The organism is Aeromonas genomosp. paramedia, from assembly GCF_023093515.1.
In the GTDB taxonomy this organism is placed as follows: Bacteria; Pseudomonadota; Gammaproteobacteria; order Enterobacterales; family Aeromonadaceae; genus Aeromonas.
On sequence record NZ_JAAROG010000028.1, the window covers coordinates 82,462 to 106,639 of the forward strand.

Genomic DNA, 24,178 nt, shown 5'->3' on the forward strand with positions numbered 1-24,178 from the left:
GCCACTCATTGTTGGCACCGATATTCATTCTGTTCGTCTGGGCATTCGTAAACCTGAGCTGGTTGGTGGTCTTGCTGGGAGCAGAGACCACCGCCTGCCTGGGGGAGTACGAGAAACCGGGTACCGAGGAGCTGGGCTGATCCCCTCGCTTATTGCTAACATCAACGACCGCCTTCGGGCGGTCGTGCGTTTCTGACAAGACAAAGGAGTTGCGGGTGATTGCATTGATCCAACGGGTATCCGAGGCCAGCGTGACCGTCGAGGGGGAGGTGACCGGGGCCATAGAGCAGGGGCTGCTGGTGCTGCTCGGGGTGGAGCAGGGGGATGACGAGGCCAAGGCCGACAAGCTGCTGCACAAGGTGAGCGGCTATCGCATCTTCTCCGATGAGAACGGCAAGATGAACCTCAACGTGAGCCAGGTCGGTGGCAGTCTGCTGGTGGTTTCCCAGTTCACCCTGGCGGCGGATACCGGCAAGGGGATGCGACCCAGCTTCTCCGGTGGTGCCCACCCGAGCGATGCCGAGCGGCTCTATGACTACTTCGTTGCCCGGGCCAGGGAGAGCGGCGTGCCAACCGAGACGGGACGCTTTGCCGCCGACATGAAGGTCAGGCTGCTCAACGACGGCCCCGTGACCTTCTGGCTGCAGGTGTAGGCCAACAGTAACAGCTCGCCAAGGGCGTTAAGCCCCCTGGCTGATGGCGTGCAGTATGACGTTGCGATAGCCCGGCACCCCGTGGGCGCCGGTGGGGCCGATCCACTCCTCGGCCAGCCTTTTGGCCTGCGCCAGTTCGAGATGGGTCCGTGGCAGCAGGTTGACGATGAGGGTGCCGTGCAGGCATCTGGCCAGCGCCTGATAGATGGGAGCCTGGAACAGCAGCAGGGGATTGCCGTCCTGGCTGAACAGGTCCAGCAGCACCAGGTCGTACTGTTCCCGACTCTCCAGCAGGAAGTGCAGTGCATCGGCGTGGTGCAGCCGTGGCGCACCTCCAGTCGAGGGCAGGAAAAACTGCTGGAACAGGGTGAGGATCTCGGCGTCCAGATCCACGCAGTCGTGGCGGGCTTCGGGCCAGCGCGCACCCAGATGACGGGTGAGATCCCCCCCTCCCAATCCCAGCTCCAGGATCCGGCTCGCCTGTGCGGGCAGCCGCTCGGCGATGCTCTGCTGATGGGGCAGGCAGAGGTGTTCCGGTTGGCTCAGGCTCATGGCGGATTGCACCACGCCGTCCATTTCCAGCCAGCGGTGACGGGCATTTTCCAGGATGGAGAGGCGGCGTTCGGGTTTGGCGCTGAGGTGCAATAAGTGATCGGCTTGGTACGCTTGCAGATTGAAGTCCATGAATTTGCACGGCAAGATGGCTTTCGACCAGTGTAACTCAAGGATGTCGCTATGTACCGGGTGGTCACCCCTCAAACGCCAGCGGAGCTGGATGCCAGCTACCCGCTGCGCCGGGAGGCATTGTTGCGCAAGCCCTTCCATCTGTCCGTCGGCGCAAACTCAAGGATCGCTTTATGTATCGGGTAGTCACTCCCCAAACGCCAGCGGAGCTGGATGCCTACTACCAGTTGCGCTGGGAACTACTGCGCAAGCCTTTCAATCTGCCCGTGGGCTCCGAGCGTGACGAATACGATACCGTCGCCATTCATCGGCTGATGCTGGCCGAAGACGGCACCCCCATCGCCGTCGGCCGCCTCTTCATCGGGGGTGACGAGGCCCAGATCCGCTTTATGGCGCTTCGTACAGAGTACCGGGGTCAGGGGCTGGGAGCCCGCATGGTGGAGGATCTCGAACAGCTGGCCCGGGACGAGAAGGTGAAACGGCTGGTGATGAACGCACGCCAGGAGGCGGTGGAGTTCTATCGCAGGTGCGGCTTTCTCGAGGTGGGCGAGGGGCCCGTCTCCTTCGGCCGCATTCCCCATCGCCAGATGATCAAATCCATCAGTCCGCTGCAGACCATACAGTATCGCCCCGAGTGGTGTCAGGATCTCACCACCCGCTGGTCGAGGGGGATCCCCATCAGCGAGAAGATGGGGGTGCACATCACCCACTACGATGGCCAGACCTTCCACCTCAAGGCCAACCTGGCGGCCAACCTCAACGTCCACGACACCATGTTTGCCGGCAGCATTTACAGTCAGTGCGTGCTGGCGGGCTGGGGCCTCATCTGGCTGCAACTCAAGGAGGCCGGTCTGGGCGGGGATACGGTGCTGGCGGAGGGCAACATCAAATACTACAGACCGGTGAGCGAGGAGCCTGAGGCCAGGGTCGCCCGGGAGGGGATGCCCGCCGTGCTGGCGCCGCTCAAGAACGGGGAGTCCGCCAAGTTCAGCCTGCGGGTGCAGCTGTTCAGCGGGCGCAAGCTGGCGGTGGAGTTTGTCGGCCAGTACGTGGTGCTGCCCATCAAGCGGGCGGGACACTGACCCCCTCGTCCTGCATCCGTTAGCAACAAGGCCTCATGATGAGGCCTTGTTCGTCATTGCGCCGCGGTGGCGGGGGGCGTCTGGGGTCGCCGGAGCGGGCCGCTGCGCCCCTGGGCCGGGTAGCGTACGCCAGTCTCCCAGTCGCAAGTGGCTTCCCCGCTCGGGAAGCGCCATTCAAGGGTCGGGCTCTCAAGGGGGCCGCGCCAGCGCGCCAGCAGCTCGGCGCAGCGCCGCTTGTTCAGCACGCCGAGATCCAGCTGCCACTGGTCGCTGGCGAGATCGACCCCACCCTGCAACCCGAGCAGGTGGGTGATGGTGGAAGCGCCGCCCTGCTCGATCTGCAGCTTGCCCTGCTCAGCCCTGGCCTTCAGCCTGATGTGGTAGAAGGGGGTATCCCCCTGCTGCATCGCCTGCCACAGGGTCTCGGGGGTCAGGGTGGGCGGGGTCGCTTCCTTGAACCAGTTGTCCAGCAGAGGGTCTATCCCGACCTTGTCCCAGAAGGGATCCCTGGCCTCCAGGCTCAGGCTGCCCTGCAGGGTGCGGCGCCAGTTGCCGGGGGCCTGCTCCGGCTGCGGGGCCAGATCGGCTTGCAGATCCGTCTCCAGATCCACCTTGCCCGCCAGCGAGACGGGGGCATGGAGCAGTTCGCCCCACTTCTCCAGATCCAGCTGCTTGCCCTGCAGTTGCAGGCGGCTCTCCTGCCCGGGCACCTTGCCCCATTGGCCGCTGAGGCTTAGAGAACCCTCATCCGGCAGCTCGCTGCTGAGCCTGTTGAGCTGCCAGGCGCTCGGGGTCAGCTCCCCGTCCAGCACGCCGTTGCGGGCGCTCAGGCCATCCCACACCAGCTCGAACCACTTGCTCTCGATGCGGGCACGGCCGAGCAGCGGGCCCGGCTGGTTGTTCCTCAGGCTGAGATCGCTCAGATAGAGCTGCCAGCCAGTCAGGGAGAGGGGCAGGGCGTCGTCGAAGGAGAGCACCTTGAGCCTGTCTAAGGCCAGCTTGCGCACCTCGATCTGCTGGGGACGCCAGCCCTGCCACTCCTGCCACCACCCTTCCGGCAGGCTGATGTCCATGCCGCTTAGGGCCATGTCCTTGAGGGTCAGCTTTTGCAGTTGGGGGTCGAGGGCAAGCTCGACATTGAACTCCCCTTCGTATGCCTTGCCCTGCAGCTCGGCCTCGAGCTGCCGGGGGGAGAAGGCGAGCTTGCCCTCGATGGCTTCCAGCTGGAACAGGCCGCGGCCGAGATCCGCCAGGGTGCCGGAGAGATAGCCGCTTGGCTGGCTGCCCGCCTGCCAGTCGAAGGCGGTGAGCTGACCGCTGAAGTTGTTGAGGGAGAGCTCCTGCTCTATGGCATTGACGCTGACCCGATCGAGCTGGCCCCGATCCAGGGTGATGCGGCGCAGGGGGAGCTCGCCAGGGGGGATGTCACCGAGCTCGACCCGCATGCCACGGGCCTTGAGAGCGTGCAGTTGCAGGCTGCGATCCGGCCAGTTCAGCACCATGCCGGTCTCCAGCAGACCCTCGAACAGGTTGGTGGTCAGCTTGTCCGTGCTCAGCACCTGTCCCTCCAGTCGCCCCTTGAGGCTGAGGCGGGCCAGGGTGAGTTGCGGCGTCTCCAGCTGGTTGATGCCCAGGGTCAGGTTGGCCTGGGGCTGGCGTTTCGGATCGATCAGCTCCCAGTCGCTCAGGGTGGCGCTCAGACCGCGCAGGGTCAGGGCCTCGCTGTACAGGCTCAGGTTGTCTATGGTGCTGTCGCTGATGGTGAGGGAGTGCACCGGCAGGGTCGGCAGCTGGTTCGGCAGCGGCAGCTTGATGACGGGGCGGATGAGATCCAGGTGGGCGATGCGCACGTCCCGGTTCAGCCAGTCGATGTTGTCTATCTCCAGATAGATCTTCTCCAGCTGCACCGCATCCCCGTATTGCACCTGCTCCGCCAGCAGGGTGTAGGGGTGAAGCGGGTTGAACACCAGCCGGCCTATGGTGACAGGCACGCCGGTCTGCTGGCTGATCCAGCTGGCGATGGGGCCCTTGGCCCGCTCGGCGTCGAACAGGCCGAGGCCGACCCAGACGAATAGCAGCAGGAAGGCAAACAGATAGAGCAGGGCGCGTAGCCAGGAATTCATGGATGCTTTCCTCCTGTTTTGGGGTGTGTTGTCAGGCGTTTGAGTAGTGATCCCGCAGGCCGAGCCAGCGGCGGATCAGCGGTTCGACATGGCTCGGGTGGCGGTCCATGAGGACATGCGCCCATCTTCTGCATCTACCTCGATCAGGCATTGGAATAGTGATCCCGTAAGCCGAGCCAGCGTCGTATCAAGGGTTCGACATGACTCGGATGCCTATCCATGAGGAAGCGCGCCATCTTCTGCACCTGGGGAATAAGCGGCTGATCCCGCACCAGATCGGCGATCTTGAGATCCGCCAACCCGGTCTGGCGGGTGCCGAGCAGTTCCCCCGGGCCGCGCAGCTCGAGATCGCGCTGGGCGATCAGGAAGCCGTCGTTGGTCTCCCGCAGCACCCCGAGCCGGCTCTGGGCCGTCTTGGAGAGGGGGGCATGGTAGAGCAGCACGCAGTGGGAGGCCACCGAGCCCCGGCCGACCCGGCCGCGCAGCTGGTGCAACTGGGCCAGCCCCAGCCGCTCCGGGTTCTCGATGATCATCAGGCTGGCATTGGGCACGTCCACCCCCACCTCGATGACGGTGGTGGCGACCAGCAGTTGCAATATGCCCGCCTTGAACTCTTCCATCACCCGCTGCTTCTCGACCGGGCGCATCCGGCCATGGACCAGGCCTATGTGCAGGCCGGGCAGCCGGGCTTGCAGCTCGGCGGCCGTGTCTTCGGCGGCCTGGCACTCCAGCACCTCGGACTCCTCGATCAGGGTGCAGACCCAGTAGGCCTGCTTGCCCTCCTCGCAGGCGAGTTTGACCCGCTCGATCACATCCTGACGGCGGCTGTCCGGCAGGGCGACCGTGGTGATGGGGGTACGGCCGGGCGGCAGCTCGTCGATGACGGAGGTGTCGAGATCCGCATAGGCGGTCATCGCCAGAGTGCGGGGAATGGGGGTGGCGGTCATGATGAGCTGGTGGGGATGCACCCCCTCCCGCTCCCCCTTCTCGCGCAGGGCGAGGCGCTGGTGCACCCCGAACCTGTGCTGCTCGTCGATGATCACCAGGGCCAGGCGCTGGAACACCACCTGCTCCTGGAAGATGGCGTGGGTCCCCACCACCATCTTGACGCTGCCGTCGGCAATGGCGGCCAGCGCCTCCTCCCGCGCCTTGCCCTTCTGCTTGCCCGCCAGCCAGCCCACCTTGATGCCGAGGGGGTCCAGCCAGTGGGCGAAGTTGATGGCGTGCTGTTCGGCCAGCAGCTCGGTCGGCGCCATCAGCCCCACCTGGCAGCCGTTGCCTATGGCTTGCAGCGCCGCCAAGGCCGCCACCAGCGTCTTGCCGGAGCCCACGTCCCCCTGCACCAGCCGCATCATGGGGTGGCTGCGTTGCAGATCCTGGCTTATCTCCGCCACCACCCGGTTCTGGGCGCCGGTGGGGGTGAAGGGCAGGGCGCTTAGCAGCTTTTCCACCAGGGCAGGTGCCGGCTTGAGGGTGCGGGCCAGCTGGGTCTGTGCCTGGGCGCGGACCTTGAGGACGGAGAGGTTGTGGGCCAGCAACTCTTCCAGCACCAGTCGCTGCTGGGCCGGATGCTGGCCGCTCTCCAGCAGGGCCAGCGCCACCGAGGGGGGCGGGCGGTGGAGCAGACGCAGGGCGGCGGCCAGATCGATCTGCTGGGGGTAGAGACCGGCGGGCATCAGCTCCTCGACACCATAGAGGTCGAGCTGGGCCAGTGCCTGATCCGTGAGGCTGCGCAGGCTGAGCTGGCGCAAGCCTTCGGTGGTCGGGTAGACGGGGGTGAGCGCCTCTTCGGTCTGGCCGGCCTGCTCCTCGCCGAGCAGCTTGTACTCGGGGTGGGCCATCTCCAGGCCGTACTTGCCGGGACGGGCCTCGCCGAAGCAGCGGATCAGGCGACCCTGGGCCAGGCTGTTTTTCTGGGCGGCGGTGAAATTGAAGAAACGCAGGGTCAGGCTGCCGGTGCCGTCGCTGATGCGGCACACCAGCATGCGGCGGCGCCCCATGACCAGCTGGGTGTCCTGGATTTCGCCCTCGACGGCGCCGTGCAGCCCGGGGGGCAGATCGCCGATGGGCCACACCTGGGTGCGGTCCTCGTAGCGCAGGGGGAGGTGGAACAGCAGATCCTGTACCGTGGCCAGCCCCAGCCGCTCGAGCTTCTCCAGCATCTTGCTGCCGACGCCCTTGAGGCTATCGAGAGGAATTTTATCCAATTTCATCAATTAGATGCCCGAAAACACTGTAAATATGTCCAGATGATAGGGGTTGTTGCTGTCTCGATGCAAGCCGCGTTGCAGCGGCAGGGGCTCCCCGGGCGGGGCGAGAGGGCGCATACGACAAAGGCCTGCCGAACACGGGAGGCCTTTGGAGGGGCAGAGAGGGGAGGTGGACAGGGCTTAGATGATCCGCTTGAGCAGGATATGGGCCCTGACCCTGTGGATCCTGGCAAGCAGCTTGCGCACCTGCTCGGGGTAATCCTTGATCTGCTCGATCTGATCGAAGTGGCTGATGCGACGGGTGTGGGCCAGGATGCAGTCACGCTCCTCCTGGAAGCGCTCGCGCAGATGGTGGTGGCGGTCATGGACCAGCAGGCCGTTCTCCAGATCCAGCGCCCAGGCGCGGGGATTGAGGTTGTTGCCGGTGAGCAGGGCCCACTCCTGATCCACGAAGATCCCCTTGAGGTGATAGGAGTTCTTGTCGCAGCACCAGAGCATCAGGTTGAGACGGCCGCTGTCGATGTGGTGCTGGTTGCGCTCGGCAAACTTGCGCAGGTTGGTCTCGTAGAGATAGGGCAGGCCGCCTATGGTGGAGAATTTCTCCTCCGGCGGGATGAAGAAGTCGTTGGCTGTCTTGTCGCCCACCACTATGGTCACCTTGCAGCCGCGCTTGAGCAGGGCTTCCACGTCCTTGTTCAACTCCTTGGGGGGGTTGAAGTAAGGGGTGCAGATGAAGATCTCCCGTTCGGTGGCCCGCACCAGGTTGCGGATCATCCGGTTGAGCTGGTTGCCGCGCTTGCCCAGGCCCACCATGGGGGTGATGGCGATCTCCTGGCTGTTGGCCGGTATGCTCTCGAATCGGTACTGGCTGGTGCGCAGGTTGTGCTTGAAGCGGCGGATCTGCCCCTTGAGCTGCTTGGCACCCGGGATGCCGGGGCGATCCAGCCGCTGCACGGCCTCGCTCTTGAGGAAGACGTCATCCACGTAGTTGACCATGCTGCGGGTCAGGGCCTGGCTGTGGATCTGGTGATAGCGATCGAAGCGGTAGCGCTCCTGCTGGTGCAGGTAGATGTCGTTGAGGCTGGCACCCGAGTAGAGCAGGATGTCGTCGAAGATGAATCCCTTGAGGTGCAGGACGCCGAGCAGCTCGCGGCCCTTGACCGGCACGCCGTAGATCTCGATCTGGTGTTCATGGCGGGCGGCCATGGTCTGATACATCAGGTGGTTGCCCCCCTGCTTGCCCTTGCCGATCAGGCCGCGCTGGGCACGGTGGAAGTCGACGAAGACCTTGATGTCGAGGGCGGGGTTGCGCTGCTTGGCGGCGTAGAGGGCGGAGAGGATCTCCCGTCCCGCCTCGTCATCCTGCAGGTAGAGGGCGATCAGATAGATACGCTGGGTCGCGCCCGCGATGAGCGAGAGGATACGGCTCTTGAAATCCTTGGCGCTGTTGAGTACCTGAAACTGATCTGCGGCAACCGCGATCTGGGGTAAACGTGCCAGCAACTGTCGATAATGTGCCGATGAATGCATAGAGAAGCCTGAAATCACGGGATGAAGCGTTCCACTCGGGGCGATGAATAGGCAATTCTAGCAATCTGTGGCGACGGGCCCAAGCAAGAATCCGTAAAAATGTCGATGGAACGCCATATCGGGGCCGCCGGATGGGGCCCCGATATGGGGGAGTTAGAAGACGATGCTTGCCATGGCAACGATGAGGAAGGCGATGGTACCGAGCAGTGTCTCCATCACGGTCCAGGTCTTGAGGGTGGTCTTCTCGTCCATGTTGAGGAAGCGGCTGACCAGCCAGAAACCGGAGTCGTTGAAGTGGGAGAGCACGGTCGCCCCACCGGCGATGGCGATGACGATGAAGGTCAGGTCCAGATCACTCAGCCCGGCCGTGGCCGCGACCGTCGGCGCCATCAGGGCGGCCGTGGTGGTCAGGGCTACTGTGGCAGACCCCTGGGCCACTCGCAGGGCGGTGGAGACCAGGAAGGCGGCCAGGATCACCGGCATGCCGGTGTCGGAGAGCACGTCGGCCAGGGCCGTGCCGATGCCGCTGGCACGCAGCACGCCGCCGAACATGCCACCGGCACCCGTCACCAGAATGACGGCGCAGACCGGGGCCAGGGCGTCGTTGCAGAACTTCTCGAGCTGCACCTTGCCCTGGGTCTGACGGAACAGCCAGAGGGCATAGAGCACAGTGATGAGCAGGGCCACCGGGGTCTTGCCGACCATGCGCAGCACGTTGACCCAGTCCGCACCCTTGTCGATGACACCCATGACGCCCAGGGTATTGAGGCCGGTATCCATGAAGATGAGCACCAGCGGCAGCAGCAGGATGGAGATCACCTGGCCAAAGCTCGGCGCCTTGTCGGAGAGTCGCTCTGCGGTCTCGGTGAAGCTCGGGGGCAGGGGCAGCTCAAACTTCTTGCCGGACCAGAGCCCGAACAGATAGGCACCCAGATACCAGGTCGGCAGCGCGACCAGCAGACCCACGACGGTGAGCAGCCCTATGTTGGCACCCAGCAGTTCGCTGGCGGCCACCGGGCCCGGGTGCGGCGGCAGGAAGGCGTGCATCACCGCGAAGGCACCGGCGGAGGGCAGGGCATATTTGAGGACTGAGCCGCCGAACTGCTTGGCCACGCTGAAGATGATGGGCAGCATGACGATGAGGCCGGCATCGAAGAAGATAGGGAAGCCGAACAGCAGGGAGGCGATCCCCAGCGCGAAGGGGGCGCGGTGGGAGCCGAAGCGGTTGATCAGGGTGTCGGCAAGCACCTTGGCGCCCCCCGTCATCTCCAGGATCCTGCCTATCATGGCCCCCAGGCCGACCAGCAGCGCGACCGAGGCCAGGGTGCCGCCGAAACCGGTCAGCATGGTGGGGATCACCTGGTCATAGGTGACCCCGGTGGCCAGGGCTGTCAGCATGCTGACCAGGGTCAATGCCACGAAGGCATGTACCTTGAATCGCATGATCAGCACCAGCAGCATGACGATAGCGCCAGCGGCTACCGAGAGCAGGTAGGCGACATCGGGTGTGTTCATCGCTCCGTCCATAAAATGTCCTCAAATGGTTCTAGTAGTTGTTCTGCACATTTCTGTGCTCCACTTCACATTGCGCAACGTTACCGGTAACATGTTACCGGTAACGTGCTAACTTAGAACCCATCAGGTAAACGTTTTTTGAAAAGTGAGAGAGAGGTCAAATAATGGCGGGCAAGAGCATTATCGTGATGGGTGTGTGTGGCAGTGGCAAGTCCAGCATAGGCCTCAAGGTGGCCAGCGCCCTGGGCGCCAAGTTCATCGACGGTGATGATCTGCACCCCCGCGCCAACATCCAGAAGATGGCGGGCGGCAACCCTCTCAACGACGAAGACCGGGCGCCCTGGCTGGAGCGGATCCGCGATGCGGCCTACAGCCTGGAGCAGAAGAACGAGCTCGGCGTCATCGTCTGCTCGGCCCTCAAGAAGCAGTACCGCGATCAGATCCGCGAGGGCAACGAGTCGGTGCACTTCCTGTTTCTGGACGGCAGCCAGTCCCTCATTCTCGACCGGATGCGGGCACGGCAGGGCCACTTCATGCGGGAAGGCATGGTAAAGAGTCAGTTTGAGACCCTGGAGCGGCCGGATGGCGAGGCCGGTGTGTTTCGCGTCGACATAGACGGCACCTTCGAGCAGGTGGTCGACCGCGCCGTCACCGCCCTGGCGCAGGTGCAATGAGCCATTTCGCGCGCCCGGCCCCGGTCGATCGCGCCCGTATTTCCGTGTTGGAGACAATCCTATGACCCATCCCGTGATCACCGAGGTGACCAACCGCATCCGCGAGCGTAGTGTCGCCCGCCGTCAGGCCTTCCTGGCCCGCATCCAGCGCCAGGCCGAGCAGGGCAAGACCCGCGCCTCCCTCTCCTGCGGCAACCTGGCCCACGCCGTGGCCGCCTCCAGCTGTGACGACAAGGGGCGCATCCTCGACATGACCCGCGCCAACGTGGCCATAGTCACCGCCTACAACGACATGCTGAGCGCCCATCAGCCCTATCAGGGCTACCCGGATATCATCAAGGGAGCGCTGGCCGGACTCGGCCACAGCGCCCAGGTCGCCGGCGGCGTGCCCGCCATGTGCGACGGCGTGACCCAGGGCCAGCCGGGGATGGACATGTCCCTCTTCTCCCGGGATCTCATCGCCCAGGCCACCGCGGTCTCCCTCTCCCACAACACCTTCGACGCCACCCTGCTGCTCGGCATCTGTGACAAGATAGCCCCGGGCCAGATCATGGGGGCCCTCTCCCATGCTCACCTGCCCACCGCCTTCGTGCCCGCCGGCCCCATGGCGAGCGGCATAGGCAACGACGAGAAGGTGAAGGTGCGCCAGCAGTACGCCGCGGGCGAAGTGGGCCGCGATGCCCTGCTCAAGATGGAGTGCGGCGCCTACCATTCGGCCGGCACCTGCACCTTCTACGGCACCGCCAACACCAACCAGCTGGTGTTCGAGGCCATGGGGTTGATGCTGCCGGGCTCCGCCTTCGTCCACCCCCACAGCGAGCTGCGCCACGCCCTCACCGAGGAGGCGGCCCGTCGCATCAGCGCCATGATCCCGGGCTCCCCGGCCTACCGCCCCCTGAGCCAGGTGCTGGACGAGCGCGCCCTGGTCAATGGCCTGGTGGCCCTGCTCGCCTCCGGCGGCAGCACCAACCACAGCATCCACATGGTGGCGCTGGCCCGCGCCGCCGGCCTGGAGCTGACCTGGGACGACTTGAGCGACCTCTCCGACGTGGTGCCGCTCTTGGTGCGCATGTACCCGAACGGCCCGGCGGACGTGAACGCCTTCGAGCAGGCGGGGGCCGTGCCCGGCCTGATGCGCCGGCTGGCGGAGGCGGACCTGATCCACCTGGATGCCACCCCGGTGTTTGGCGAGATGCAGGATTACCTCAGCCGCCCCGCGTTGGTGGATGGCAAGCTGGTGTGGCAGCCGGTGGGGGAGAGCACGGATCCGAGCGTGTTGTCCGTCGCTGGCAGCGTGTTCCAGGCCACCGGCGGCACCAAGCTGCTCAGTGGCAACCTGGGCCGCGCCGTGGTCAAGGTCTCGGCGGTCGCCCCCGAATACCGGGTGATTGAAGCGCCGGCCCGGGTCTTCTCCTCCCAGCACGCGGTGGAGGCGGCCTACAAGGCCGGTGAGCTGAACCAGGACGCCGTCATCGTGGTGCGCCACAATGGTCCGGCGGCCAACGGCATGCCGGAGCTGCACAAGCTGATGCCGGTGCTCGGCAACCTGCAGAAGGCGGGTCACAAGGTGGCCCTGGTTACCGACGGTCGTCTCTCCGGCGCCTCCGGCAAGATCCCGGCCGCCATCCACGTCACCCCGGAAGCGCTGCACGGCGGGGCCATAGGCCTGCTTGCCGATGGCGATCTGCTGCGGGTGGACGCGGTGACCGGCAGCCTCGACTGCCTGACCGATTTGAGCGGCCGCACCCAGGCCGAGATCGACCTCACTCTGGAACAAGAGGGGTGGGGCCGTGAACTGTTCAGCGTGATGCGTCGCGCGGTATCGAGCGCCGAGTGCGGCGCCACCATCTTTGACTGAGGAAGAGCTATGCAGAACTGGAAAGTGACCCCTGCCGAGGTGTTTGCCGCCTCCCCCCTGGTGCCCGTGATGGTCATCAACGACCTGGAGCAGGCCCTGCCGATGGCCAAGGCCCTGCTCGATGGCGGCATCTCTGTGTTCGAGATCACCCTGCGCACCCCGGTGGCCCTCGATGCCATCGCCCTGATCGCCAAGGCGATGCCGGATGCCATGGTCGGTGCCGGTACCGTGCTCAACTGTGGGCAGTTTGACGCCGCCGTGGCCGCCGGTGCCCGCTTCGTCATCTCCCCGGGGATGACCCCGGCCCTGCTGGCCCACGCGGCCAAGAGCACGGCGCCGCTGATCCCGGGGGTGGCGACGCCGTCCGAGGTGATGCAGGCGCTGGAAGCGGGCTACGACCACCTGAAGTTCTTCCCGGCCGAGGCGAACGGCGGCACCAAGGCGCTCTCCGCCATCGCCGCCCCCCTGCCCCAGGTACGGTTCTGCCCCACCGGCGGCATAGGCCCGAAGAACGTGGCCGACTATCTGGCGCTCAAGTGTGTGGCCACGGTCGGCGGCTCCTGGATGCTGCCAGCCGATGCGGTCAAGAGCGGCAATTGGGAAGAGGTGACCCGCCTCTCCCGGGAAGCGGTTGAAATGGTTAAACGCTAAGCGAACATCGTTTAGATAAATTGAACAGGCCACCCTTGGGTGGCCTGTTGTTTTTCCGCCTCCGGGAGGCAGGAAGGCCATTTACACTGAGCCGCCGGCTGGCTTAAGGTCGGGGGCCTGTCCTCCACTCTGCCGCCCCTTATGAGCTTTCTTCATCACGCCTACCCGCTAGGGCACCTCACCGCCCTGCACAGCCACTCCCAGGCCCAGTATTGCTACCTGCACCAGGGCGGCGGCGTCATCACTGGTCACGACGGCGGCGGCTTGCTGGTGGCCGGCCAGCTCTGCCTGATCCCCGCCGGCTGGGCACACGAGTTTCGCGTGCTGCGCCACTCCCGGCTCTCGCTGCTCTACACCCCGCAATCGGCATCTACCACTTTCAGCCAGTTGCAGGTGAGCCCCATGCTGGCGGGCCTCTTTGCCCGTCTGCCCGAGCTGGAAGAGGGGGAGACGCGGGATGCCTATCTGAAGGTGCTGCGCCACGAGCTGGGACTCGCCGCTCCGCTCGCGGGGCAGATCCCCCTGGCCGCGGATCTGGATCCGCGCCTGCTGCGGGTACTGGAGAGGCTGTGTCAGGCCCCCTCCGTCAAGGTGACGCTGGAGGCACTGGCGGTCGATTGCGGCGCCTCGGTGCGCACCCTCAATCGCCTCTTTGTCCGGCAGCTGGGGTGCAGTTTTCGCCAGTGGCGGGAGCGGGTGCTGATGGGGCGGGCCCGTCAGTTGCAGCACCAGGGGATGGCGCCTGCCGAGATTGCCGGGATCCTCGGCTATGAGGATCCCGACGCCTTCTCGGCGGCCCTGGCGCGGGTGATGGGCCGCGGCTCAGCGCCGTGAGCCTATGTCTGCGTCCTCCTTGTCCCCCGCCAGCAGGCAGGTGACCTCCTCGGTGTGACAGAGCCGGCCCTCGCGAAAGGTGAAGAGGCCGCTCACCTTGCAGGCCAGGGTGCCGCCATCCTGGCGGGTGGCTCGAACCAGGTGGGTGGAGTGGACCCGCTCCCCCAGCTCCAGGGTGGCGACAAACTCGATGGTGGCCTCGGCCAGATGGCTTCTCAAGGCGGCGATATGCTGGCGAAAGGCGGCGTAGTCGAGGGTCTCGCCATTCACCTGCTGGCAGTAGTCCGGGCTGAACCAGGCGTCGAGCTCGGCCAGGGGGAAGCCGGGATCGCAGATGACGCGCTGCAGGCAGGTCTTCAATCTTTCGGTGTGGTTCATCTTCTGCTCCTGAATGTGGGACAAGCTGCGCCAGCATAAGTCAGTGAGCAGGGAGGATCCCGGGAGGACGCGCCATCATGGCGGTCACAGGCGCCAAGGTGGCGCCGGGGGATGAAGGGGCGGGATCAGCCCAGGCTCTCCCCCTCATAGAGGGAGAAGCCCATGTCCTTGCGGTGCTCGGCCTGGGGTTGCCCATTGAGCCTGGCCAGCAGCATGGCGGCCGCCTCGCGGCCGATGGCCTCGCGCGGGGTGCTGATGCTGGCGAGCTTGGGGGTCATGGCGTGACCGATGTCGAGGGCGTTGCAGCCGGCGATGGCGATCTGCTGGGGCACGGGTATCCACCTGGCCTGGCACTGCAGCAGGGCACCGACCGCCACGTCGTCGTTGGTGCAGAACAGGCCGTCCAGATCGGGGTAGCGGGCCATGGCCTGCTCCAGCAGTTGGCCACCCAGGGTGAAGCTGGAGGACTGCTCGGTCAGCAGGTGCTGGCCATCCAGGCCGAAGTCCGCCATCGCCTGGTAGTAGCCCTCCATCCGCAGCTGGGTACGCACATCGAGGCGCGCCCCCAGGTAGACCACCTTGCGCCGTCCCCGGCGCAGCATCTCTGTTACCATGGCCCGGGCGGCGGCCCGGTGATCCATGCCCACCACCATGTCGATGGGGGAGAGCGGCAAGTCCATGGTCTCCACCACCGGAATGCCGGCGGTGGCGATCATCTTGCGGGTGCGATCCGTGTGCTGGGTATCGGCGAGGATGAGACCATCCACGTTGTAGGAGAGCAGGGAGGCGACCTGCTCCTCCTCCCGCTCCGGGCTGTAGCCATAGTGGGCGAGCAGGGTCTGGTAGCCGGCGGGCCGGGTCACCGCCTCTATGCCGTGGATCACCGCCGAGAAGACCTGGTTGGAGAGGGAGGGGATCAGTATGCCGATCGCCTTGCTGGTGGCGTTGGAGAGCATGTCCGGCGCCCGGTTCGGGATGTAGCCGAGCTCCTCCACCGCCGTAGCGATCCGCTCACGGGTGCCTTCGGCCACGGCGGACGGGTCACGCAGGTAGCGGCTGACGGTCATCTTGGTGACCCCGGTCAGGTCGGCGATGTCCTGCAGGGTGGGGCGGCGCTTGCGGGTGTCGTTCATCTCGGGGTCCGGCAAAGAATGTTACAGGTAACATTACCGTTTTCGCGCAACAAAGTCAGCATATGACGCCATCACAGGAGAGGCTGGGGATGATCAAGGGCAAGTGCTTCGAGGGGAAAAGGTTCGAGCAGCAGGAGGTGGCCGAGCAGCAGTTCGAGGGTTGCCGTTTTATCGACTGCAACTTCTCCTGGCTGGATCTGGGGGAGAGCCGCTTCGTCGACTGCAGCTTCTACGAGCGGGAGCGCGAGCTCGGCTGCCAGTTTCAGGGCTGCGATTTGCGGGAGGCGAGCTTCCTGCGCTGCGATCTCACCCTGGCTGACCTCAGCCGCAGCCAGTGCCTGGGGCTGGAGATGCGCGACTGCCAGGCCATGGGCATCAACTTCGCCCACGCCAGCTTTGCCAACCAGATCACCGTCAAGAGCTACTTCTGCGAGGCCCATCTGACCGGCAACAACTTCAGCTACGCCAACTTCGACGGCTGCCTGCTGGAGAAGTGCGAGCTCGGCGGCAACCGCTGGCAGGGGGCCAGCCTGCTGGGAGCTTCATTGGCGGGATCCGATCTCAGCGGCTCCGAGTTTGGCCAGATCGACTGGACCAGCTTCAACCTGCAGGGCTGCGATCTGCGTCAGTGCGATCTGCCCGGGCTGGATCTGCGCCGGGTCAACCTGGACGGCGTGCAGATAAACGAGGAGCAGCAGCAGGGGCTGCTGGAACAGATAGGGCTGGTGGTCTTCCCCTGAGCGGGGTGGAAAAGAGGTAAATTTTCATCAATGGGGGAGCTGTTGACCTGAGGGTATGCCGCCATTCGCTCCCTTCTCCCCTCGCGGGAGAAGGGCTGGGGATGAGGGGGCGCTGGCTCAGCGTCTGGCCAGCCACTTGGTCGGGTTGATCGCCTCGCCCTGATAGCGGATCTCGAAGTAGAGGCCGGAGCGCTCCTGTCCGCCGCTGTCGCCGACCAGGGCCACGGGTTCGCCCTGCTCCACCTTCTGCCCCACCTGACGCAGCAGCGACTGGTTGTGGCCGTAGAGGCTCATGTAGCCGCGGCCATGGTCGATCACCAGCAGCATGCCGAAGCCGTCCAGCCAGTCCGCATAGACCACCTGGCCCGGTGCCACCGCCTTGACCTGGGTTCCCTCGCTTGCGCCTATCAGGGTGCCCTTCCACTTGAGCTCGGCGGTGCGCGGCGAGCCGTAGGAGATAAGGATGGGGCCCTGCACCGGCCAGCGCAGGTTGCCACCCGTGCTCAGACCGCCGTAGCCGTTGCTGCTCGCCTTGGCGCTGCTGCGCGCGGCGGCTTGCTGCTTCGCCACCCGGTTCTGCTGTTCGGTGACTCTCTGCTGCTCGGCGGCGAGCCTTTGCTGCTCGCCGGCCTGGCGCTGCTGGGCCGCGATCCGTTGCTGCTCGGCAATCCGCTTCTGCTCCGCGGCCAGGCGCTGGGCCTCCAGGCGGCGCTGGCGCTCCTGCTCGGCCTTGATCTTGGCGAGGCGCTCCCGCTCGGCCCGTTCGCGGCGTTCCTGCTCTTCCCGCTGGCGGCGCAGCTCTTCCAGCCGGGCCTTCAGGGCCTTCTCCGCCTTGACCAGCTTGGTGAGCTTCTGCTCGTCGTTTTGCACCGACTGCTGCAACTGGTTGCGCACGGTGGCCCGGCTCTGCTGGCTGGCCAGCAGGCTCTGGTGATGCTGCTGCTGTTCGCCGAGCAGGGTCTGCAGCCTGGTCTCGGTCTCTTTGGTGGCCAGCTGGTTTTTCGCCAGCTTGTTGCGGGTGGCGCGCAGGGCGTCTATGGCCTCGATACGGGCCTTGTTGAGATAGTCGTAGTAATCGAGAGAGCGGCTCAGCTTGGCCGGATCCTGCTGGTTGAGCAGCAGCTTGAGGTAGTCGTGGTTGCCCGCCTGGAAGGCGCTTTCCGCCTGCTTGGCCAGCAACTGTTTCTGGTGTTTCGCTTGTTGTTCCAGCGCCAGCTTGTCCTGCTGCAGCTCGATCAGCTTCTGCTGGTTCTGCTTCAGTTGCAGTCTGGTCTGATCCAGTTTGGCGGCGGCGGCCGAGATGGCCTGCTCGTCAGCCTTGAGCTGGGTGTTGAGCTTGGCAAGCTCCTGCTTGCTGAGCTTGAGGGTCTTCTGCTGTTCCTTGATCTCGGACTGCATGGCCCCCAGCTGCTGGTTCGCAGCCTGGGCCGTGCCTGCACCGCCGACCAGGCAAAAAAACAGCGCGCCGGCCAACAGGCCGACGCGACTGGTTTTCTGTGAAATAACTTCGCATCCCCGCATGGGGCAGGATTATTTCAGAATCATCAGGGGCTTGCCAGTCATTTCCGGCGGGACAGGAAGACCCATCAGAGTCAGCATGGTCGGGGCCAGATCGGACAGTTTGCCCCCTTCCAGCACCTCGGCCTTGCGACCGAAATAGATGAGGGGAACCGGCAGATTGGTGTGGGCGGTGTGCGCCTGACCAGTCTCTTCGTCCAGCATCTTCTCGGCGTTGCCGTGGTCGGCGGTGATCAGGCACTCGCCACCCACTTCGGCCAGGGCCTCGGTGACGCGACCGATGCAGTGGTCAACGGCTTCGCAGGCCTTGACGGCCGCATCGAACACACCGGTGTGGCCAACCATGTCGCCGTTCGGGTAGTTGCAGATGATGACGTCGTACTTGCCGCTCTTGATGGCGCCGACCAGCTTGTCGGTCAGCTCTTCGGAGCTCATCTCCGGCTGCAGGTCATAGGTGGCCACTTTCGGGCTGGCGACGATCTCGCGGTCTTCGCCGGTGAAGCAGGACTCTTCGCCACCGTTGAAGAAGAAGGTGACGTGAGCGTACTTCTCGGTCTCGGAGATGCGCAGCTGGGTCTTGCCCTGCTTGGCCAGCCATTCACCCAGGGTGTTGACCAGGGCAGTGGGCGGGTAGGCGCAGGCAGTCTTGATGTCGGCCGCATACTCGGTCAGCATCACGAAGTTCAGCGCAGGGGTGGCAGCACGGGCGAAGCCGGTGAAGTCGGCGTCGACGAAGGCGCGGGTGATCTCGCGGGCACGGTCGGCACGGAAGTTCATGAAGATCAGCGCATCGCCATCTTCCATCGGTGCGGCGTCGCCGATGCGGGTCGCCTTGACGAACTCGTCGTTCTCGTCGCGGGCATAGGCATTGGCCAGGGCTTCGGTGGCGCTCTCGGCGGTGAACTCGCCCTTGCCCTGGGTCATCAGGTCATAGGCCTGCTGCACGCGATCCCAGCGGTTGTCACGGTCCATGGCGAAGTAGCGGCCGATCATGGAGGCGAAACGACCCTTGCCCAGGCGGGCGAACAGGGCGTCGAACAGCTCGATGGAGGACTGGGCGGAGCGCGGCGGCACGTCGCGGCCATCCAGGAAGGCGTGGAAGTAGATCTTCTCGGCGCCACGCTTGGCGGCCATTTCGATCATGCCCATGATGTGCTCTTCGTGGCTGTGTACGCCACCCGGGGACATCAGACCCATGATGTGCACGGCCTTGCCCTTGGTCACGGCGGCGTCAACAGCCTTGCCCAGCTCGACGTTCTGGAAGAAGTCGCCGTCCTGGATGTCTTTGGAGATACGGGTCAGCTCCTGATAGACGATGCGACCGGCGCCGATGTTGACGTGGCCCACTTCGGAGTTGCCCATCTGGCCGTCCGGCAGACCCACATCCAGGCCGGAGCCGGAGATCAGGGTGCTGGTGTAGTCACGGGCCAGGCGGTCCAGGTTCGGGGTCTTGGCGGCGGCAACGGCGTTGTGCTCTTGCTTGGTGCTATAGCCCCAACCGTCCATAATGACCAGAACCAAAGGTTTCTTAGCTGTTGACATAAGACTATGTCCTCTCGGATAGGAATGAATTGCGGGAAGTGAAACTAGCGTAATATTACTACATCTGCCGAAATAGTCACCTGATAGCCAAGTCCCTCTCCCACCTCTGTTTTTACCTGTTATCCGGCTGTATTTGGCATGTTGCCGGCTTGTCTTTCCTCCCCGATATTACCCTTGCGTCTCTCCCTCCAGGCGGGTGGCAGCCCCGTCCCCAAGCCGGATTTTGGGCGGGAGATCCCTGATGGGAGCTTGCTCTCGCTTTGCCGCCAAGATGGCTGATCTTATCAAGGGCCCCATGTATACTCGGGCCCTTGTCTTGGTCCCTGGATAGTAGAAGATGCAAGAGTATTTGGATTTTGCGGCCCGTAACCCGCTGCTGACCGCAGCCTGGTTGGGCCTGGCAGGCACCCTGGTGTATACCACTGTGCGTGCTCGTTTTTCTCCGGTGAAGGCGGTGAACAATCACGGCGCCACCCTGCTGATCAACCGTGAAAATGCCACTGTGGTGGACATTCGCAGTCAGGATGAGTTTGCCAAGGGTCATCTGGCCGGCGCCCATCACCTGCCGCTCACCCAGATCCAGGCGAACAATCTGGGGCCGGTTGAAAAGCACAAAGATGCCCCCATCATAGTGGTGTGCGAGTCGGGGATGACCGCTGGTGGCGCGGGTCGCCAACTGAGCAAAGCCGGTTTCAAACAGGTATATGTGCTCAGCGGTGGCATGGCCCAATGGCGTGCAGATAATCTGCCGGTGACCAAAAAACGCTGATTTAAGGGCCTGCGCCCACTCATTATTTAAAAAGGAATCAAACGAAATGGCTGACGAAATCAACAATCAGGAAGTGCAACCGGAATTCCACATCCAGCGTGTCTACACCAAGGATGTCTCCTTCGAAGCCCCGAATACTCCGCACATCTTCCAGAAAGAGTGGCAGCCGGACGTCAAACTGGACATGGACACCAAGACCAATGTCCTGGCTGACGGCGTGTACGAGGTCGTGCTGACCCTGACCGTGACCTGCAAGCTGGAAACCGAGACCGCCTTCCTGTGTGAAGTGCAGCAGGCCGGTATCTTCACCATCGGCAACCTGCCGGAGCCGCAGCTGGCACACTGCCTGGCCGCCTTCTGCCCGAACATCCTGTTCCCCTATGCCCGCGAAGCCGTGGCCAATCTGGTGAGCAAGGGTTCCTTCCCGCAGCTGAACCTGGCACCGGTCAACTTCGACGCCCTGTTTGCCCAGCACATGGCACAGGTTCAGGCCCAGCAGGCGACTGCGGAAGCCTGATAATGGCCGACCAGATCGCAATCTCGGTCTTGGGGGCGGGGTCTTATGGCTCCGCCCTTGCCATTTCTCTGGCGCGCAACGGCCATCCGACCCTGCTGTGGGGTCACGATCCCGCCCATGTCGCCGAGCTGGAACAGGATCGCTGCAACAAGGCGTTTCTGCCTGATGTCCCTTTCCCCGCCGATCTGCAGCTGACTGCGGATCTGCAGGCGGCGGTGCAGGCCGCACCCGTGCTGCTGCTGGTGGTGCCGAGCCATGTGTTCGGTCAGGTGCTGGCCCGGGTCAAACCCTTCCTGCGTCCCGATACCCGTATCGCCTGGGCCACCAAGGGGCTGGAGCCGGACAGCGGCCGCCTGCTGCAGGACGTGGCCCGTGACGTGCTGGGGGAGACTATCCCGCTGGCGGTGATCTCGGGTCCGACCTTCGCGAGGGAGCTGGCCGCCGGCCTGCCGACCGCCATCTCGGTGGCGTCGACCCACGACGACTTTGCCGACGATCTCTCGCAACTGCTGCACTGCGGCCGCTCGTTCCGGGTCTATACCAATCCGGACTTCATCGGTCTGCAGCTGGGGGGGGCGGTCAAGAACGTCATCGCCATCGGCGCCGGTCTCTCCGACGGGCTGGGCTTTGGCGCCAACGCCAGAACCGCGCTCATCACCCGGGGTCTGGTGGAGATGCAGCGCCTCGGTGCCGCCCTCGGGGCCGATGCCAAGACCTTCATGGGGATGGCCGGGCTCGGGGATCTGGTGCTGACCTGTACCGACAACCAGTCCCGCAACCGTCGCTTCGGTCTGGCCCTCGGGGCCGGCAAGTCGGTGGAAACCGCCATGACCGAGATAGGTCAGGTGGTGGAAGGCTATCGCAACACCAAGGAGGTGCATCTGCTGGCGGCCCGTTGCGGCGTCGAGATGCCCATCTGCGAGCAGATCTTCAAGGTGCTGTACGAAGGCAAGAACCCGAAAGAGGCGGCCATCGCCCTGCTGTCGCGAGACAAGAAGGACGAGTGATCTGCCCGCCGCAGAATGCAAAAGGCCCCGCCAGCTGGCGGGGCCTTTTCTTTGCCGCAAGGCAGCAAATCAATAGTAGGAGTGATCGCCACGCTGGTGCTCGGTGGCATCCTTCACGCCGTTGAGCTCGCCCGGGAATTTCTCCAGCAGCTGCTTCTCGATCCCCTCTTTCAGGGTGTAATCCACCTGAGAACAGCCGTTGCAACCACCACCAAACTGCAAAATCGCCAGCTTGTCGTCGGTAATGTCAATCAAGGTCACCTTGCCACCGTGACCGGCCAGCATGGGGTTCACCTCAGACATCAGCACGTACTCGATGCGGTCGGCCAGGGGCGCATCGTCGGCCACCTTGCGCATCTTGGCGTTTGGCGCCTTGAGGGTGAGCTGGGAGCCCATCTGATCGGTGACGAAGTCGATGGTGGCATCGACCAGGTAAGGGGCGCTCAGGGGATCGACCAGGCAGTCGAAGCCGCTGAAGGGCAGGTGTTGATCTTCCGGATCGACCGCGTCGGGTGGGCAATAGGATACGCCGCACTCGGCATTCTGGGTTCCCGGATTGACCACAAACACCCGGATGTTGGTGCCATCAGGCTGCTTTTCCAGCAACTTGCGGAAGTGGGCCTGGGCGGTGTCGGAAATGCTGATCATCACTATCCTCATAAACCTGAGTGTACGACTAGGGTATTCATGATAACTCGCTTGGCGGGGCTTGGGTAGCGTGTCGATGGCGAGCTTGTGAGCCCGGGCGTATCGGAATCATGCAGCCATCGGCCTGCTTGGCCGGATCCCTGCCAGGTTATTTGAGGTGTCTGAGGGTACGGCAGATGGCCCACACCTCCACCTCTGTTATGCCACTCTCATGAAGCAGGCGGGTGAGCTGACCTGCGGTGGCTCCCGTGGTGACCACGTCGTCGAGCAGGGCCACGTGGCGGTAATGGTGGGGCGCTATCTGGAAGGCGCCGCGCAGGTTGCGCCGCCGCTGGCCGGCACTGAGCCGGGTTTGCTGCGGAGTGGCCCTGATCCTGCGCAGCAGCCGGGTGTCGCAGGGGATGCCGGTGAGCTCGCCGAGGGCGGTTCCTATCTCCTCTGCCTGATTGAACCCGCGCCACCACTGGCGCCACCAGTGCAGGGGGACGGGGATGATGGCTTCGGGAGGATCGTCTCCCTCCAGATGGTCGGCCAGCAGGCGAGCAAGCAGCGGCGCCAGCAGGATCTGGCCCGAGTATTTCAGCCGGGGAATAAGCAGGGAGTAGGGGAGCTGATAGTCACCTATCACCTGCAGCCGCTCCCAGGGAGGGGGCCTGCGCTGGCAGCGTCCGCACAGCAGCTCGTTTCCTGCCTGGTGCTCTGGCAAGGGGGTCGCGCACAGCCTGCATTTGCGGCAAGGCTGGTGCAGGGACTGCTGACACCAGCGGCACAGCAGAGGCTGATCATCACAGGGCTGGCGACAGAGCAGGCAGAGGCCGAGCCAGTCGGACCGGCTGCCGAGGATCGGACTTGCTTTGGCGAGCAGCCGCTTTAACATGCAGGCTCCAAGCAGATGAACAGGGATCTTGAGTCTAGATGAGCGTATCGGTTGAGCGGTTTGGCCAGGGTCAGGACCTGGTGTTGTTGCATGGCTGGGGCATGAATGGTGCTGTCTGGCACGGCATTGCCCAGCAGTTGGCGGCCCACTATCGGCTGCACCTGGTGGACTTGCCCGGGTTTGGCAACAGCCCCCTGCAGGAGGGGAGTGACTACTCCCTGCCCTGGCTGGCGGAGCAGGTCGCCACCGTCCTGCCGGAAAAATGCCATCTGCTCGGCTGGTCCCTCGGCGGCCTGGTGGCGAGCCAGCTGGCCCTGACCCGGCCCGAGCGCCTCCACTCCCTCATCACGGTCGCCAGCTCCCCCTGCTTCATGGCCCGCGATGAGTGGCCCGGGATAGCCCCCAAGGTACTGACCGGCTTCAACCAGATGCTGGCGGGGGACTTCATGCAGACCATAGAGCGCTTCCTGGCGATCCAGGCCATGGGCAGCGAACATGCCAGAAACGACATTCGCCAGCTGCGCCACTGGCTGGCGGAGCGTCCGGCTCCCCGGCTTGCGGCGCTGGAGGCGGGTCTCGGCCTGCTGGCCGACGTGGATCTGCGGGATGCGCTGGTCGGCCTGGATCTGCCCTGGCTGCGCATCTATGGCCGGCTGGATTCCCTGGTGCCCAAGGCGGCCATACCGCTGCTGGACAAGCGCTACCCCGCGAGCCGCAGCCTGGTGCTGGAGAAGGCCTCCCACGCCCCCTTTATCTCCCACCCGGCCCAGTTCATCGACATGGTGCGGCAGTTTGTCGGCTGAAAAGTGAGCGGAAGGCTTCAATAATTCCGCAAGCTGGTGAATAATCAGCCAACCATGAAAGGAGTGAGCCGATGCGTATCGATTCTGCCATGACCACGGGCGTACAGGGATTCCAGCGGGCCGAGCAACTGGCCGGCCAGGCATCCGGCCAGCTTGCCCGCCTCAACACCCCGTCGGGCGACCAGGTACAGGTGACGGACGAGCTGGTGAATCTCAAGGTGGCCGAGCTGCATGCCGGCGCCTCCGCCAAGGTGATCCAGACCGCCAGCGACATGCTGGGCACCCTGATCGACATCAGGGTGTGAGATGAACGTCAACGTCGCTCTGCCGTCCTTCATCCTCCATCGTCTGCAACCGCAGGCTGACATGGTTGGGGACCTTGATCGACATCAGGGTGTGAGATGAACATCAACGTCAGTCTACCGCCCATCA

Annotated in this window: 24 protein-coding genes; 13 read left to right on the forward strand and 11 right to left on the reverse strand. The window is 64.4% G+C overall.

Annotation, left to right across the window (positions count from 1 at the left end; translation table 11 throughout):
* Positions 1 to 8: 8 nt before the first annotated feature.
* Positions 9 to 140: a ribonuclease BN gene (locus tag HB860_RS19795; protein WP_432612687.1), complete on the forward strand. Its 132-nt coding sequence runs from the start codon at positions 9 to 11 to the stop codon at positions 138 to 140.
* A 75-nt stretch (positions 141 to 215) separates the two neighbouring features.
* Complete coding sequence (gene dtd / locus HB860_RS19800; RefSeq protein ID WP_247627705.1) at positions 216 to 653, forward strand: D-aminoacyl-tRNA deacylase; 438 nt, start codon at positions 216 to 218, stop codon at positions 651 to 653.
* A gap of 27 nt (positions 654 to 680) precedes the next feature.
* On the opposite strand, the gene HB860_RS19805 is transcribed toward dtd, so the two are convergent.
* Entirely contained in the window at positions 681 to 1,337 is a 657-nt protein-coding gene (locus HB860_RS19805; RefSeq protein ID WP_247627706.1) for a spermidine synthase, read from the reverse strand.
* Between the two features lie 173 nt (positions 1,338 to 1,510).
* On the opposite strand from HB860_RS19805, the gene HB860_RS19810 reads away from it, so the two are divergent.
* A complete protein-coding gene (locus HB860_RS19810) occupies positions 1,511 to 2,419 on the forward strand; it encodes a bifunctional GNAT family N-acetyltransferase/hotdog fold thioesterase (RefSeq protein WP_247627707.1) in 909 nt (302 codons plus the stop codon).
* Positions 2,420 to 2,472: 53 nt separating this feature from the next.
* On the opposite strand, the gene HB860_RS19815 is transcribed toward HB860_RS19810, so the two are convergent.
* From HB860_RS19815 to HB860_RS19830, 4 genes are all read right to left on the reverse strand, one after another.
* Positions 2,473 to 4,542: an AsmA-like C-terminal region-containing protein gene (locus HB860_RS19815; protein WP_247627708.1), complete on the reverse strand. Its 2,070-nt coding sequence runs from the start codon at positions 4,540 to 4,542 to the stop codon at positions 2,473 to 2,475.
* A gap of 143 nt (positions 4,543 to 4,685) precedes the next feature.
* Positions 4,686 to 6,755: an ATP-dependent DNA helicase RecG gene (recG, locus tag HB860_RS19820; protein WP_247627709.1), complete on the reverse strand. Its 2,070-nt coding sequence runs from the start codon at positions 6,753 to 6,755 to the stop codon at positions 4,686 to 4,688.
* Between the two features lie 177 nt (positions 6,756 to 6,932).
* Entirely contained in the window at positions 6,933 to 8,282 is a 1,350-nt protein-coding gene (pssA, locus tag HB860_RS19825) for a CDP-diacylglycerol--serine O-phosphatidyltransferase (RefSeq protein WP_162519253.1), read from the reverse strand.
* A 153-nt stretch (positions 8,283 to 8,435) separates the two neighbouring features.
* Positions 8,436 to 9,797, reverse strand: coding sequence for a GntP family permease (locus HB860_RS19830; RefSeq protein ID WP_236661794.1), 1,362 nt, complete (start codon positions 9,795 to 9,797; stop codon positions 8,436 to 8,438).
* 164 nt (positions 9,798 to 9,961) lie between these two features.
* Here HB860_RS19830 and HB860_RS19835 point away from each other — a divergent pair, with 164 nt between their 5' ends.
* The 4 genes from HB860_RS19835 (at position 9,962) to HB860_RS19850 (ending at position 13,814) form a co-directional block, all read left to right on the forward strand.
* Positions 9,962 to 10,471, forward strand: a complete 510-nt coding sequence (locus tag HB860_RS19835; protein WP_005328545.1) for a gluconokinase — start codon at positions 9,962 to 9,964, stop codon at positions 10,469 to 10,471.
* Positions 10,472 to 10,532: 61 nt separating this feature from the next.
* Positions 10,533 to 12,329: a phosphogluconate dehydratase gene (gene edd / locus HB860_RS19840; protein ID WP_247627710.1), complete on the forward strand. Its 1,797-nt coding sequence runs from the start codon at positions 10,533 to 10,535 to the stop codon at positions 12,327 to 12,329.
* A gap of 9 nt (positions 12,330 to 12,338) precedes the next feature.
* Positions 12,339 to 12,980, forward strand: coding sequence for a bifunctional 4-hydroxy-2-oxoglutarate aldolase/2-dehydro-3-deoxy-phosphogluconate aldolase (locus HB860_RS19845; RefSeq protein ID WP_247627711.1), 642 nt, complete (start codon positions 12,339 to 12,341; stop codon positions 12,978 to 12,980).
* A 141-nt stretch (positions 12,981 to 13,121) separates the two neighbouring features.
* A complete protein-coding gene (locus HB860_RS19850; RefSeq protein ID WP_247627712.1) occupies positions 13,122 to 13,814 on the forward strand; it encodes a helix-turn-helix domain-containing protein in 693 nt (230 codons plus the stop codon).
* On the opposite strand, the gene HB860_RS19855 is transcribed toward HB860_RS19850, so the two are convergent.
* Both HB860_RS19855 and HB860_RS19860 read right to left on the reverse strand, forming a co-directional pair.
* Positions 13,803 to 14,192: a nuclear transport factor 2 family protein gene (locus HB860_RS19855; RefSeq protein WP_247627713.1), complete on the reverse strand. Its 390-nt coding sequence runs from the start codon at positions 14,190 to 14,192 to the stop codon at positions 13,803 to 13,805. The two genes, HB860_RS19850 and HB860_RS19855, sit on opposite strands and share 12 nt — an antisense overlap.
* A 125-nt stretch (positions 14,193 to 14,317) precedes the next feature.
* On the reverse strand, positions 14,318 to 15,325 hold the full coding sequence (locus HB860_RS19860; RefSeq protein ID WP_247627714.1) for a substrate-binding domain-containing protein: 1,008 nt from the start codon (positions 15,323 to 15,325) through the stop codon (positions 14,318 to 14,320).
* A gap of 89 nt (positions 15,326 to 15,414) precedes the next feature.
* Between HB860_RS19860 and HB860_RS19865 the strand changes: the two genes are divergently transcribed.
* A complete protein-coding gene (locus tag HB860_RS19865) occupies positions 15,415 to 16,065 on the forward strand; it encodes a Qnr family pentapeptide repeat protein (RefSeq protein ID WP_247627715.1) in 651 nt (216 codons plus the stop codon).
* A gap of 117 nt (positions 16,066 to 16,182) precedes the next feature.
* Here the strand turns inward: HB860_RS19865 and HB860_RS19870 are convergent, their stop codons facing one another.
* Positions 16,183 to 17,586 (reverse strand): peptidoglycan DD-metalloendopeptidase family protein, encoded by a 1,404-nt coding sequence (locus HB860_RS19870; protein ID WP_247627716.1) that lies wholly within the window; start codon positions 17,584 to 17,586, stop codon positions 16,183 to 16,185.
* A 9-nt stretch (positions 17,587 to 17,595) separates the two neighbouring features.
* Positions 17,596 to 19,125, reverse strand: coding sequence for a 2,3-bisphosphoglycerate-independent phosphoglycerate mutase (gene gpmM, locus HB860_RS19875; protein WP_247627717.1), 1,530 nt, complete (start codon positions 19,123 to 19,125; stop codon positions 17,596 to 17,598).
* A 337-nt stretch (positions 19,126 to 19,462) separates the two neighbouring features.
* Between gpmM and HB860_RS19880 the strand changes: the two genes are divergently transcribed.
* From HB860_RS19880 to gpsA, 3 genes are read left to right on the forward strand one after another with little or no spacing between them, the layout of a single operon-like run.
* A complete protein-coding gene (locus HB860_RS19880) occupies positions 19,463 to 19,894 on the forward strand; it encodes a rhodanese-like domain-containing protein (protein ID WP_025325373.1) in 432 nt (143 codons plus the stop codon).
* 46 nt (positions 19,895 to 19,940) lie between these two features.
* Positions 19,941 to 20,411 carry a protein-export chaperone SecB gene (secB, locus tag HB860_RS19885; RefSeq protein WP_005328525.1) on the forward strand — a complete coding sequence of 157 codons (471 nt, stop codon included), beginning with the start codon at positions 19,941 to 19,943 and terminating at the stop codon, positions 20,409 to 20,411.
* 2 nt (positions 20,412 to 20,413) lie between these two features.
* Complete coding sequence (gene gpsA / locus HB860_RS19890; RefSeq protein ID WP_025325374.1) at positions 20,414 to 21,418, forward strand: NAD(P)H-dependent glycerol-3-phosphate dehydrogenase; 1,005 nt, start codon at positions 20,414 to 20,416, stop codon at positions 21,416 to 21,418.
* Between the two features lie 69 nt (positions 21,419 to 21,487).
* On the opposite strand, the gene nfuA is transcribed toward gpsA, so the two are convergent.
* A complete protein-coding gene (nfuA, locus tag HB860_RS19895) occupies positions 21,488 to 22,066 on the reverse strand; it encodes a Fe-S biogenesis protein NfuA (RefSeq protein ID WP_033129997.1) in 579 nt (192 codons plus the stop codon).
* A 148-nt stretch (positions 22,067 to 22,214) separates the two neighbouring features.
* Complete coding sequence (locus HB860_RS19900; protein ID WP_202047953.1) at positions 22,215 to 22,943, reverse strand: ComF family protein; 729 nt, start codon at positions 22,941 to 22,943, stop codon at positions 22,215 to 22,217.
* Positions 22,944 to 22,981: 38 nt separating this feature from the next.
* Here HB860_RS19900 and bioH point away from each other — a divergent pair, with 38 nt between their 5' ends.
* Positions 22,982 to 23,746, forward strand: a complete 765-nt coding sequence (bioH, locus tag HB860_RS19905) for a pimeloyl-ACP methyl ester esterase BioH (RefSeq protein ID WP_247627718.1) — start codon at positions 22,982 to 22,984, stop codon at positions 23,744 to 23,746.
* Positions 23,747 to 23,817: 71 nt separating this feature from the next.
* Positions 23,818 to 24,051, forward strand: coding sequence for a flagellar biosynthesis protein FlgE (locus tag HB860_RS19910; protein WP_202047955.1), 234 nt, complete (start codon positions 23,818 to 23,820; stop codon positions 24,049 to 24,051).
* The last annotated feature ends 127 nt before the right edge of the window (positions 24,052 to 24,178 follow it).

What these genes read in the sequence shown, in the direction of transcription:
- gpmM (WP_247627717.1), bottom strand. Translation starts at nt 19,125, where the DNA reads ATGTCAACAGCTAAGAAACCTTTGGTTCTGGTCATTATGGACGGTTGG.
- pssA (WP_162519253.1), bottom strand. Translation starts at nt 8,282, where the DNA reads ATGCATTCATCGGCACATTATCGACAGTTGCTGGCACGTTTACCCCAG.
- HB860_RS19815 (WP_247627708.1), bottom strand. Translation starts at nt 4,542, where the DNA reads ATGAATTCCTGGCTACGCGCCCTGCTCTATCTGTTTGCCTTCCTGCTG.
- gpsA (WP_025325374.1), top strand. Translation starts at nt 20,414, where the DNA reads ATGGCCGACCAGATCGCAATCTCGGTCTTGGGGGCGGGGTCTTATGGC.
- nfuA (WP_033129997.1), bottom strand. Translation starts at nt 22,066, where the DNA reads ATGATCAGCATTTCCGACACCGCCCAGGCCCACTTCCGCAAGTTGCTG.
- HB860_RS19835 (WP_005328545.1), top strand. Translation starts at nt 9,962, where the DNA reads ATGGCGGGCAAGAGCATTATCGTGATGGGTGTGTGTGGCAGTGGCAAG.
- secB (WP_005328525.1), top strand. Translation starts at nt 19,941, where the DNA reads ATGGCTGACGAAATCAACAATCAGGAAGTGCAACCGGAATTCCACATC.
- HB860_RS19845 (WP_247627711.1), top strand. Translation starts at nt 12,339, where the DNA reads ATGCAGAACTGGAAAGTGACCCCTGCCGAGGTGTTTGCCGCCTCCCCC.
- HB860_RS19870 (WP_247627716.1), bottom strand. Translation starts at nt 17,586, where the DNA reads ATGCGGGGATGCGAAGTTATTTCACAGAAAACCAGTCGCGTCGGCCTG.
- bioH (WP_247627718.1), top strand. Translation starts at nt 22,982, where the DNA reads ATGAGCGTATCGGTTGAGCGGTTTGGCCAGGGTCAGGACCTGGTGTTG.
- edd (WP_247627710.1), top strand. Translation starts at nt 10,533, where the DNA reads ATGACCCATCCCGTGATCACCGAGGTGACCAACCGCATCCGCGAGCGT.
- HB860_RS19805 (WP_247627706.1), bottom strand. Translation starts at nt 1,337, where the DNA reads ATGGACTTCAATCTGCAAGCGTACCAAGCCGATCACTTATTGCACCTC.
- HB860_RS19855 (WP_247627713.1), bottom strand. Translation starts at nt 14,192, where the DNA reads ATGAACCACACCGAAAGATTGAAGACCTGCCTGCAGCGCGTCATCTGC.
- recG (WP_247627709.1), bottom strand. Translation starts at nt 6,755, where the DNA reads ATGAAATTGGATAAAATTCCTCTCGATAGCCTCAAGGGCGTCGGCAGC.
- HB860_RS19830 (WP_236661794.1), bottom strand. Translation starts at nt 9,797, where the DNA reads ATGAACACACCCGATGTCGCCTACCTGCTCTCGGTAGCCGCTGGCGCT.
- HB860_RS19910 (WP_202047955.1), top strand. Translation starts at nt 23,818, where the DNA reads ATGCGTATCGATTCTGCCATGACCACGGGCGTACAGGGATTCCAGCGG.
- HB860_RS19810 (WP_247627707.1), top strand. Translation starts at nt 1,511, where the DNA reads ATGTATCGGGTAGTCACTCCCCAAACGCCAGCGGAGCTGGATGCCTAC.
- HB860_RS19900 (WP_202047953.1), bottom strand. Translation starts at nt 22,943, where the DNA reads ATGTTAAAGCGGCTGCTCGCCAAAGCAAGTCCGATCCTCGGCAGCCGG.
- HB860_RS19850 (WP_247627712.1), top strand. Translation starts at nt 13,122, where the DNA reads ATGAGCTTTCTTCATCACGCCTACCCGCTAGGGCACCTCACCGCCCTG.
- HB860_RS19880 (WP_025325373.1), top strand. Translation starts at nt 19,463, where the DNA reads ATGCAAGAGTATTTGGATTTTGCGGCCCGTAACCCGCTGCTGACCGCA.
- HB860_RS19860 (WP_247627714.1), bottom strand. Translation starts at nt 15,325, where the DNA reads ATGAACGACACCCGCAAGCGCCGCCCCACCCTGCAGGACATCGCCGAC.
- HB860_RS19865 (WP_247627715.1), top strand. Translation starts at nt 15,415, where the DNA reads ATGATCAAGGGCAAGTGCTTCGAGGGGAAAAGGTTCGAGCAGCAGGAG.